Source organism: Streptomyces sp. NBRC 110028 (assembly GCF_001417735.1).
In the GTDB taxonomy this organism is placed as follows: domain Bacteria; phylum Actinomycetota; class Actinomycetes; order Streptomycetales; family Streptomycetaceae; genus Streptomyces.
The window spans coordinates 440141-450447 of record NZ_BBUZ01000026.1 but is presented as its reverse complement, the minus strand read 5'-3'; the positions used below and the strand labels follow the sequence as shown (position 1 = coordinate 450447).

Annotated in this window: 10 protein-coding genes; 7 read left to right on the top strand and 3 right to left on the bottom strand. The window is 71.4% G+C overall.

The genetic code is table 11. The annotated features are described in order from the left end of the window. The first annotated feature begins 199 nt into the window (after positions 1–199). The 4 genes from ASC60_RS17300 (at position 200) to ASC60_RS17285 (ending at position 5246) form a co-directional block, all read left to right on the top strand. Complete coding sequence (locus ASC60_RS17300; RefSeq protein ID WP_055551795.1) at positions 200–1297, top strand: helix-turn-helix domain-containing protein; 1098 nt, start codon at positions 200–202, stop codon at positions 1295–1297. Between the two features lie 569 nt (positions 1298–1866). Continuing rightward, a complete protein-coding gene (locus tag ASC60_RS17295; RefSeq protein ID WP_055551793.1) occupies positions 1867–3210 on the top strand; it encodes an MFS transporter in 1344 nt (447 codons plus the stop codon). A gap of 30 nt (positions 3211–3240) precedes the next feature. Beyond that, complete coding sequence (locus ASC60_RS17290) at positions 3241–3912, top strand: response regulator transcription factor (RefSeq protein ID WP_055551791.1); 672 nt, start codon at positions 3241–3243, stop codon at positions 3910–3912. Next, positions 3903–5246 (top strand): HAMP domain-containing sensor histidine kinase, encoded by a 1344-nt coding sequence (locus tag ASC60_RS17285; RefSeq protein WP_055551789.1) that lies wholly within the window; start codon positions 3903–3905, stop codon positions 5244–5246. Before ASC60_RS17290 ends, ASC60_RS17285 begins: the two co-directional genes overlap by 10 nt. On the opposite strand, the gene ASC60_RS17280 is transcribed toward ASC60_RS17285, so the two are convergent. Both ASC60_RS17280 and ASC60_RS17275 read right to left on the bottom strand, forming a co-directional pair. Continuing rightward, positions 5237–6172 carry a TAXI family TRAP transporter solute-binding subunit gene (locus tag ASC60_RS17280; RefSeq protein ID WP_055551788.1) on the bottom strand — a complete coding sequence of 312 codons (936 nt, stop codon included), beginning with the start codon at positions 6170–6172 and terminating at the stop codon, positions 5237–5239. The two genes, ASC60_RS17285 and ASC60_RS17280, sit on opposite strands and share 10 nt — an antisense overlap. A gap of 52 nt (positions 6173–6224) precedes the next feature. Then, the gene (locus ASC60_RS17275) at positions 6225–6647 is read right to left on the bottom strand and encodes an ATP-binding protein (protein ID WP_234356982.1); all 423 of its coding nucleotides are present in this window, start codon (positions 6645–6647) and stop codon (positions 6225–6227) included. A 268-nt stretch (positions 6648–6915) separates the two neighbouring features. Between ASC60_RS17275 and ASC60_RS17270 the strand changes: the two genes are divergently transcribed. The 3 genes from ASC60_RS17270 to ASC60_RS17260 are packed head-to-tail and all read left to right on the top strand — an operon-like array spanning position 6916 to position 8896. Then, a complete protein-coding gene (locus tag ASC60_RS17270; RefSeq protein WP_055551784.1) occupies positions 6916–7773 on the top strand; it encodes a helix-turn-helix transcriptional regulator in 858 nt (285 codons plus the stop codon). 2 nt (positions 7774–7775) lie between these two features. Further along, the gene (locus ASC60_RS17265) at positions 7776–8078 is read left to right on the top strand and encodes a DUF397 domain-containing protein (protein WP_055551783.1); all 303 of its coding nucleotides are present in this window, start codon (positions 7776–7778) and stop codon (positions 8076–8078) included. Next, on the top strand, positions 8075–8896 hold the full coding sequence (locus ASC60_RS17260; protein ID WP_079038442.1) for an SAM-dependent methyltransferase: 822 nt from the start codon (positions 8075–8077) through the stop codon (positions 8894–8896). Before ASC60_RS17265 ends, ASC60_RS17260 begins: the two co-directional genes overlap by 4 nt. Before the next feature lie 10 nt (positions 8897–8906). Here the strand turns inward: ASC60_RS17260 and ASC60_RS17255 are convergent, their stop codons facing one another. Beyond that, positions 8907–10307 (bottom strand): HAMP domain-containing sensor histidine kinase, encoded by a 1401-nt coding sequence (locus ASC60_RS17255; RefSeq protein WP_055551780.1) that lies wholly within the window; start codon positions 10305–10307, stop codon positions 8907–8909.

The window sequence follows — 10307 nt, the reverse complement described above, 5'->3', positions numbered from 1 at the left end:
GAGGTGGCAGAAGGCCACGTCACCGAGGTGTGGCACGACGTCCACCGAGACCCGTGAGCTGGTGCCGACAACGTTGCGCCTGCCGAAAAACCCGTCCGCCCTGGTGGGAGGCGGTGTGCGAGGGTGTACGAGTCTCGTTGGAAGGCGCTCGCCCCGTGCCCTCGCGCGGCTGTCAATCGTCGCGGGATGATGGTCTACCGTGCTACTGCGACTGGGCTACCTGGCTGTGATCCATGCGTTTGCCATGTTGCGCCTGCTCCCGATGAGCGACCGCGACAAGGACGCGGAGATCGTTGCCCTGCGTCACCAGCTGATGGTGCTGGAGCGGCAACTCGGCAAGGAGAGGGTGCGGTTCACTCCAATCGACCGGGCGTTCCTGGCGGCGCTGCTGCACCGGCTGCCACGGAACGTGCTCGGCAGCATACAGCTGCTGGTGCGCCCGGATACGGTACTTCGATGGCACCGCAGCTTGGTCGCACGCCGCCACGCGGCTGCCTCCCGGCCCAAGCGTCCCGGAAGACCCTGCACTGTCCACTCCGTCCGGGCCCTGGTGCTGCGTCTGGCGAAGGAGAATCCCGGTTGGGGCTACAGGAGGGTGCATGGTGAGCTTCTGGTCCTGGGCGTGAAGGTCGCTGCGTCCACCGTCTGGCAGATCTTGAAGGAAGCTGGGATCGACCCGGCACCCGAGCGGGCCGGTAGTACTTGGGCTGACTTCTTGCGCTCCCAGGCCGATGCCTTGCTGGCCTGCGACTTCCTGGAAACGGTCACCTTGTCCGGGGCGCGACTGTACGTGTTGGCGGTGATCGAGCAGGCCAGCCGACGCATCCGGATCCTGGGGGCGACTGCGAACCCGACCGCCTCATGGGTGGCGCAGGCCGCCAGGAACCTGGTCATGGACCTTGAGGACGCGGGCTGCCGGGTGCGGTTCCTGATCCGGGACCGGGACGGGAAGTTCCCCGCCCTGTTCGATGCCGTCCTTGCCGATGTGGGGATCGAGGTCGTTCTCAGCGGTGTCAGGATGCCGAGAATGAACTCGGTCATGGAGCGTTGGGTGCAGACCTGCCGGCGTGAACTGCTGGATTGGACCTTGATCTGGAACCACCGGCACCTGCTCTATGTACTGCGGGAGTTCGAGGGGTTTTACAACGCTCATCGGCCACATCAGGGCATCGCCAACGCCCGTCCTCTGCACCCGTTACCCGCGCCGATCACCGATCCGGACCAGATCGCCAGCCTCGACATACGAAGACGCGAGCGCCTTGGCGGCATCCTCCACGAATACCGACATGCCGCATGACCTGGGCGGATGAGGTTTCCGGCAAGCGCAGGGTTGGCGACAGCGTCCAGGAGATCCGGCGCACTTACAACCACCTTCTTGATGAGCAAGCAGGTGGAGGACCACAGGGCCCATGTCACCCGTCTGACAGCACGGCCCGTCCGAGCCCAAGTCGCGGCGTGAGGGAAGATCATCCGCGCTGTCTCGGAACCCTCCTTAAACCCTCCCTAAGGTCCGGCTCGGTCCGGCTCCAACCGGGACGGAACGGAGCCCGGCGAAGCTCCTCCGGCGTGCGCAATCTTGCCGAAAGGGGCTTGCCCGACCGGGAGCCCTCCCAGCGGAGGCGAATCAGCGCAGCGCTGTCACCTTGGCGAACGCTCCCTACGGAGCGCGTTCGCACCTCCTGAGACCCGCCCAAGAGTCTTGAGCCCCTGCCGGTCTCCTGGAGAGAGAAAACCACCGACTGTGTTAACCGGACGTTAGCTCTCGGTCCGGAGGCTGTACGCCGCCCCCTGTCCGCACCGACGCTGCGTTGCGCGACGACCGCTCCTTCGGCGGCCGGGCGCCTACCGCACGTATCTGGAGGCCCAGTGAGCGACACCGGCTCAGCGCAACACCCCCGCACCCCCTGGCGAGCCGTGCTCGGCGGCTCGATCGGCAATCTCGTCGAATGGTTCGACTGGTTCGTCTACGCCAGTTTCGCCACCTACTTCGCCGGTGCCTTCTTCCCCAAGGGCAATGACACCGCGCAACTCCTCAACACCGCCGGCATCTTCGCCGTCGGATTCTTCATGCGCCCGATCGGCGGCTGGCTGCTGGGCCGGTACGCCGACCGGCGCGGGCGCAAGGCCGCCCTCACCCTCACCGTGACGCTGATGTCGGCCAGCGCGCTGCTCATCGCCATCGCGCCGACGTACGACCAGGTCGGCTACTTCGGCGCGTTCGTCCTGCTGGTGGCCCGGCTGCTCCAGGGCCTCTCGGTCGGCGGCGAGTACGCGGCCAGCGCCACCTATCTCACCGAGGCGTCCCAGCCCGGCCGCCGCGGCTTCGTCTCCAGCTTCCAGTACGTGTCCATGACCCTCGGCCAGCTCATCGGCCTGGGCCTGCTGATCATGCTCCAGCGCACCATGTCCGACGGCTCGCTGCACTCCTACGGCTGGCGCATCCCGTTCATCGTGGGTGCCGTGGCCGCCGCGGTGGTCTTCTGGCTGCGCCGCAACCTGCTGGAGACCGAGGCGTACACCGAGGAGGAGGGCGCCCAGGACGGGTCGGCCGAGCGCGGGAGTCTTCGTCAGCTGCTGCTCCACCGCAAGGAGGCGGCACTGGTCATCGCGCTGACCATGGGCGGCACGGTCGCGTACTACACGTACACCACCTATCTCACCAAATACCTTTCGAACACCGCCGGGTTGAGCAAGAACGACGCGTCGCTGGTCAGCTTCTGCGCGCTGTTCCTGTTCATGCTGCTCCAGCCGGTCGCCGGATCGCTGTCGGACCGGATCGGCCGCCGGCCGCTGCTGATCACCTTCGGCATCGGCTCGATGCTCGGCACCGTGCCCATCATGACCGCGCTCTCGCACACCGACACCTTCCTCGGCGCGCTGCTGCTCTCGCTCGCGGCGCTGGTCATCATCACCGGCTACACCTCCATCAACGCGGTGGTGAAGGCCGAGTTGTTCCCCACCCATGTCCGGGCGCTCGGTGTGGCGCTGCCGTACGCGCTGGCCAACGCCCTGTTCGGCGGCACGGCGGAGTACGTGGCGCTGTGGTTCAAGAACGCCGGCATGGAGTCCGGCTTCTACTGGTACGTCTCCGGCTGCGCCGCCGTCTCGCTCGTCGTCTACCTCACGATGCGCGAGACCCGGGACACCGCCCTCACCCGCGAAGCGGCCGAGAAGACGGCCGCCGAGGACTTGCGGAAGAGCGCTGTCTGAGCCATCGGCCCAGCGCATACGCTGTGGCCCATGCACGTTCTCCTGGTCGAAGACGACGACCGGCTGGCGGCCGCGCTGATCTCGGCGCTGGACCGGCTGGGGCACCAGGTCGTCCGCGCCGGGCGCGCCGACGACGCGCTCCGGCTCAAGGACGGCGCCGACTTCGTCCTGCTCGACCTGGGGCTGCCCGACATGGACGGGCTGGAGGCGCTGCGCAGGCTGCGCCGCGCCTCCGCCGTCCCGGTCATCGTGGTCACCGCCCGGTCCGCCGAGCGGGACGTGGTCCGGTCCTTGCGCGGCGGCGCCGACGACTACCTGGTCAAACCGTTCCGCACGGCCGAACTGGTCGCGCGCATGGAGGCCGTCGTCCGGCGCGGAACCCGGCCGCTCACGGCGGCGGGCCCGGTGGTCACGGTCGGCGGCGTGACCATCGACCTGGCCACCCGGCAACTGGAGGTGGACGGCCATCCCGTCGCCCTCACCCGCCGGGAGTTCGACGTGCTGGCGCTGCTCGCCCGCGAACCCGGTGTGGTGCGCAGCCGCGAGGAGATCCTGGACGCGGTCTGGGGCGACCTGCTGCTGTCGGCGTCCCGCTCCCTCGATGTCCACATCGCCGGAATCCGTTCCAAGACCGGCCGTCCGGAGCTGGTGGAGACGCTGCGCGGCACCGGATACCGGCTGGGTACCGGCGGATGCACCTGAGGATCCTGACGGTCTACACCGTGCTCATCGCGTGCCTGGTGGCCGCGCTCGCGGTGCCCTTCGCCCGCGCGTACTCCTCGCACCGCACCGGGCAGCTGCTGCTGGAGCGGCGCGCGGACGCGACGCGCCTGGCCGAACTCGCCGACCAGGCCATCCGGGACGGGTACACCACCGGGCTCGTCCAGGAGGTCTCCCGCTACCACCAGCTGTACGGCACGGCGGTGGAGATCCGCGGCCGGGACGGCGAGCGGGTCGCGGGCGGCGGGGCCTGGGCGCGCGGGCCCGCCGAGCGGGCGCTGTCCGGCCGTACCACCGGGAGCCTGCCCCTGGTCACCCCGTTCGGCCCGGACGCGGTGGTGATCGCCGAGCCGGTCGGCCGGGACGCCCAGGTCTCCGGCGTGGTGCTCATGCGAGTGACCACGGCCACCGCCCGGCGCGAGGTGGCCCTGATGTGGGCGGCGGTCACGGGCGGCTCGCTGATCGCGGTGGCCTGCGCCCTGATCGCCGCGCGCCGCCTCGCGCGGTGGATCCTGCGGCCGGTGACCGAACTGGACGTCACCACCCGGGCCATCGCCGAGGGCCGGATGGACGCCCGGGTGCGCGACGGCGGCCACGGGCCCGCCGAACTGCGGCTGCTGGAGCGGCGGTTCAACGCCATGGCGGACGCGGTCTCCGCCGCCCTGGAGCGGCAGCGCGCCTTCGTCGCGGACGCCTCGCACGAGCTGCGCACCCCGCTGACCGTGCTGTCGCTGCGGCTGGAGAACCTGGAGCCGCACCTGCGGGAATCCGGGACCGGCGACTACGCCGAAGCGCTCGCCGAGGTCGACCGGCTGGCCGAACTGCTGGAAGACCTGCTGGAGCTGGCCCGGGTGGAGGCCGGGACGGCCGCACCCGAGCCGATCCCGCCCACGGCGCTCGCCGCGCGGCTCGGCACCTGGCGCGAGGTGCACGCGGCGCGCGGGCTGACCCTGGTGGTGGACGTCGAAGCGGCGGGCCCGGACGCCCCGCCGCTGCCCGCCCCGGCCGCCCGGATCGCGGACATCGCGCTGGACAACTCGGCCAAGTTCGTGCCGTCCGGCGGCACGGTCACCGTCTCGCTGGACGCCGCCGGAACGCTGCGGATCGCCGACGACGGCCCCGGGCTCACCCCCGACCAGCTGGCGGCGGCCCCGGGACGCTTCTGGCGCGCACCGGACCACGGGAACGTGCCCGGCAGCGGTCTGGGCCTCGCCATCGCCGCCGAACTGGCCCGCTCCTGCGGCGCCGGGCTGACCCTCCGCTCTGCCGAGCCCCACGGCCTGGTGGTGGAGCTGCGGCTGCCCGGTCAGCCGTAGGCGGCGCGGTAGTACGCGGCAGCGCCCGGGTGGAGGGGGACCGTGCCGGTGCCGATGGCGTAGCGCTCGTCCAGGCGGCTGCCCGGCGCGTCCGGCACCGCCAGCCGGTCGCGGCGCTCGAAGAGCACCCCGGTGAGCGCGCGGGCCGTGCCGTCCGCGAGCCGGTCGCGGCATACGAGATAGCTGGGCGTGCCCACGGTGGGGGTCGGCTTCCGCGTTCCGTACGCACCGGCCGGGATCGAGACCTCCTCGTAGACCGGGCCGTGCGCGGCGCGCAGCGCGCGGGCGAACCCGCCGAGCGGGATCAGGCGGAGCGGGTGGCGGCGGGCGAGCCGGGAGATGGCCCAGGTGGGGGCGCCGCCGGACCAGAAGAAGGCGTCCACGGACCCCCTGGTGAGCGCGTCGGCGGATTCGCCGAGCCCGAGGCGTACGGCGCGGATGTCGCGTACCCCGGCCGTGGCGAGCACCCGTCCGGCGGCCGCCCTGGTGCCGGACTCGGCGGCGCCGAGGGAGACCGTGCGCCCGGCCAGCTGGGCGGGGTGCTCGATCGTGGAGTCGGCGGGCACGATGAGGTGCAGGTAGTTGAGGTACAACCGGGCGAGGGCGGCGATCGGCGCCGGCCGCCGGAAGGTGCCGCGCCCCGCGGCGGCGTCGGCCGCGCTGTCGGCGAGGGTGAGCGCGGTGTCGGCCCGCCCGTCGCCGAGCATGCGCAGGTTCTCCACGCTCGCGGCGGTGGTGAGCACCCGTACGGTGAGGCCGTGGTGGACCCGGTGCGCCTCGGTGGCCAGTCTGCTGCCGAAGGTGGCGTAGGGCCCGCCACGGGGGCCGGTGGCCAGCCGCACCCGGGCGGAGGGCCCGGGGTCCGAACAGCCGGCGAGCCCGCCCGCGGCGAGCGCCAGCAGCAGGCGGCGTGGGACGGTGTGCACGCGGCGATGCTAACCGCCGCGGTGGGGTGCCGCGGAGCGCCGGGCGTCGCCGTCAGCGGGCCATCGCGCTGAGCTGAGCCCACACCACGCGGCCGCCCGCCGCCCCCGGCCGGTCGCCCCACGCCTGGGTCAGGGCGCGGACGAGGGCCAGGCCACGGCCGCTCTCGTCCTCCACGCCCGCCTCCCGGGGCATGGGGCCGAGCGGGCCGCCGCCCTGGTCGGCGACCTCGACGTACAGCGAGCGCCGCTCCTGGGCGCGCAGCACGCACAGAATCTGCTCGCTCGCGGTGTGCACGAGGGCGTTGGTGAACAGCTCGGACATCACCAGCTCCGCCGCGCCGCACACCTCCTCGTCGAAGCCCCAGGCGGGCACCAGGCTCCGGACGAGCCGGCGCGCGGCGCCGACCGAGGCGCCCCGGGCGGGCAGCTGCAAGGTCTCCTGGCGGAGGGCCGCGTCCACACCGGCGGAGCTCATGTGAGGGGCGATCGTCGAGCGTTGACGCAATGCCACGGCCATGTGCCTTCCGTCCGTCTACCTGTGGGGGCGTGAATGCCGTACGTGAATGCCGCAAGTGCGCGACAGGGCGGCCACGTTGGGACCGGTCACGACGCCACTATCGTTCCTGCGAGCATCAGTTGGCAAGACGCGTTCTGCAAAATGCAGAATGACCGAGGCAGTCTGTGCCGCCCATCGCGAGCATGGCACACTGAGTCGCACAGCACACCGTCCGAGGAGGAACGACGTGGGTGAAGCGCGGTCTGCCCCGACCGTTGGGCAGATGGTCCTCGGCATGCGGCTGCGGCACCTCCGTGAGCGAGCCGGGGTCAGCTATGACATGGCCGCCAAGGCGCTGCACGTCAACCAGACCACCGTGCGCCGGATGGAGAAGGCCGAAGTCGGGCTGAAGCTCCCGTACGTCGAGAAGCTTCTCCAGACCTACGGCGTCGAGCAGGACGAGGTGGATTCCTTCCTCGGACTCGTGGAGGAGGCCAACAAGCCCGGCTGGTGGCAGGGCTTCCGCGATGTGCTGCCGGACTGGTTCAGCCTCTATGTGAGCCTGGAGGGCGCCGCCAGCCGGATCCGCGCGTACGAACCGCACTTCGTCCCCGGCCTGCTGCAGACGGAGGGCTACGCCCGGACACTGCTGCGCATCGGCTTTCCGCAGGGCACCGACGAGGAGATCGACCGCCGGGTCGCCCTGCGGATGGAGCGTCAGGAGCTGCTGTCCAGACCCGACGGGCCGCATCTGTGGGCCGTCATGGACGAGACGGTGCTCCGTCTGCGCATCGGCGGGCCGCAGATCATGCGCGACCAGATCGACCACCTCATCGAGACCGTCCAGATGCCGAACGTGACCTTGCAGGTGGTCCCGTTCGCCTCCGGGCCGCATCCGGGCATGGGCGGTCCCTTCCAGCTGTTCCGGTTCCAGATTCCGGAGCTGCCGGACATCGTCTACGCCGAGGGCCTGACCGGCGCCGGCTATCTCGACCAGCGCACCGATGTGGCCGCCTATCTGGAGGCACTCGACCGGATGGGCACCCAGGCCACACCGGCGCGCCGCACGGAGACCTTCCTCCGTGAGATTCGCAAGGAGCTGTGACTGTGGATCAGGTACAAGACGTCTACAACGGCATGCCGGCCACCCGTCTGGCGACGGAAGGCTGGCGCAAGCCCTGGAGCGGCCCCAACGGCGGTGCGTGCGTGGAGGCCCTGAGGCTGCACGACGGGCGGATCGCCCTGCGGCAGTCGACGGACCCCGACGGCCCTGCGCTGATCTACACCCACCATGAAATGGAGAGGTTCATCCAGGGCGCCAAGGCCGGCGACGCGGATTTCCTCCTCTCCCGACCCGACCCCCACCTGACCACCTCGGCGGGTACCGCACCGGAACGGAGGGCGGCGTGACCGACTACGGACTCGCCCCGGACCAGCAGATCGACACCACCAAGCCGCACCCGGCTCGGATGTACGACTTCTATCTCAACGGCAAGGACCACTACGAGGTCGACGCGGAGGCCGCCGGAAAGGTCCTGTCGGTCTACCCGACCGTCAAGCTCAACGCCACGGTCAACCGCAGCTTCATCCACCGGGCGACGCGCTGGCTGGCCGCCGAGGCGGGTATCCGGCAGTTCCTGGACATCGGCACCGGCATCCCCACCGAGCCGAATCTGCACCAGGTCGCGCAGAGCGTGGCCCCGGACGCCCGGGTCGTCTACACCGACTACGACCCCATCGTGCTCGCCTACGCCCAGGCCCTGCTGCGCGGCACCCCCGAGGGGCGCACCGCGTACGTCCAGGCCGATGTGCGCGAGCCGCAGCGGATCATGTCGGCGACCGAGCTGAACGAGACGCTCGACCTGAGCAAGCCGGTCGCACTGTCGGTGAACGCCCTCTTCCACTTCATTCCGGAGGAGGAGAAGCCGTACGAGATCGTGGCGGAGCTGATGGGCGCGCTCGCCCCGGGCAGCTATCTGATGCTGACGCACTCCACGGCCGACTTCCACGCGGAGACGTGGCAGAAGGTGATCGCCGTGTACGAGGAGAGCGGCATATCCTTCACCACCCGCAGCAGGAGCCAGGTCGAGGCGTTCTTCGACGGTCTGGAGCTCGTCGAGCCGGGCGTCTCGGAGCCGCAGGACTGGAAGCCGGGCCCCGGCGACCGCCCGGACGAGATCCGCAGCGCGGACATCAACATGTGGGCCGGAGTGGGCCGCAAGCCGTAGCGGACACCCCCTACGGCTCCTCCGGGCCGTCGACGGTGAAGCCGAGCACCGCGCCGCCGCCGGGGCGGGGGCGGGCGAAGACCGTGCCACCGTGCGCGAGGGCGACCTCGTGCACGATGGCGAGCCCCAGCCCGGAGCCGGGCAGGCTGCGCGCGCCGGGGGCGCGGTAGAAGCGGTCGAAGATCCGCGTCCGGTCCTCCTCGGCGATGCCGGGGCCCCGGTCGCGTACTTCGACGCGGTGCCCGGTCACCACGACCTCGACGGGCCCGGTACCCTCCCGGTCGAACTTGGCGGCGTTCTCCACCAGGTTGGAGACCGCGCGCAACAGGGCACCGGGGTGGCCCTCGACGAGGGTGTCGCCCTCCGCCCGTACCGTGATCTCACGGCCGGTGCGGCGGCGGGCGAGGGTCGCGGCCTTGGTGGCGACCTCGTCGAGGGACACCTCGGTGCGCGGTTCGTCGTCCCGCTGGCCGGCCGCGAGGTCCACCAGCTCGTTGACGAGGTCGGTCAGCTCCCGGGTCTCCCCCGCCAGATCGGCCAGCAGCTCCTCGCGCGCGGCGGGCGGCAGCTGCTCGAAGCGGCTCAGCAGCGAGATGTTGGTGCGCAGCGAGGTGAGCGGGGTGCGCAGTTCGTGGCCGGCGTCCTGGACGAGGCGCCGCTGGTCGTCCTTGGAGCGGGCGAGCCGGCCGAGCATGCCGTCGAAGGCCCGGCCCAGCCGGCCCACCTCGTCGTCCCCGGCGACCGGCACCGCCACCTCCATCCGTCCGGTGGCCGCCACGCTTTCGGCGACCCGGGTGAGCCGTACCAGCCGCCGGGTGATGCGTCCGGCGAGCCACCAGCCGGCCAGCCCGGCGGCCATGATGATCGCGACGACGAACAGCGCGGTGCGCTTCTGCAGCTCCTGCAGCAGATCCTCGGTGTCGCTGATCTGCTGGGCCACCTGGACGGCGCCGCTGCCGTCGCCGAGCGCGACGGTGGCCATCCGGTACCGGTCCTCGCCGATGGAGATGTTGCGCTGCCGCACGGTGCCCGGGGTGGTGTCCGCGGCGGTCTCCCGGTCCTCCTCGCCGACCGGCAGCGGGGGCTTGCCCTCGTCGTAGACGCCGCCCCGGCCGCCGAGCACCTGGACGTCCATGCGGCTGATCCGGCGCAGGTCGTCGCGCAGCCCGTAGGGCACCGGGACCTCGGAGGGGTACTGCCGCAGGACCACCTTCTGGCCCCGGACCTGGGTGCGCAGATCACGGACGACGTCGGTGAACGCGGACTTCTGGTCGACCCGCACCAGCCCGGCCGCGGCGTCGTAGCTGAGGAAGCCCACCAGGAGGGTCACCACGGACGCGAGCGCCGCGAAGGAGAGCGCGAAGGTGGTGTGCAGGCTGGGCCGCGGCCTGCGGCGGGGCCGGAAGCGCAC

Excerpts from the sequence above, each read along its gene's own strand:
- ASC60_RS17290 (WP_055551791.1), top strand. The coding sequence starts at position 3,241 with ATGCACGTTCTCCTGGTCGAAGACGACGACCGGCTGGCGGCCGCGCTG.
- ASC60_RS17285 (WP_055551789.1), top strand. The coding sequence starts at position 3,903 with ATGCACCTGAGGATCCTGACGGTCTACACCGTGCTCATCGCGTGCCTG.
- ASC60_RS17275 (WP_234356982.1), bottom strand. The coding sequence starts at position 6,647 with ATGAGCTCCGCCGGTGTGGACGCGGCCCTCCGCCAGGAGACCTTGCAG.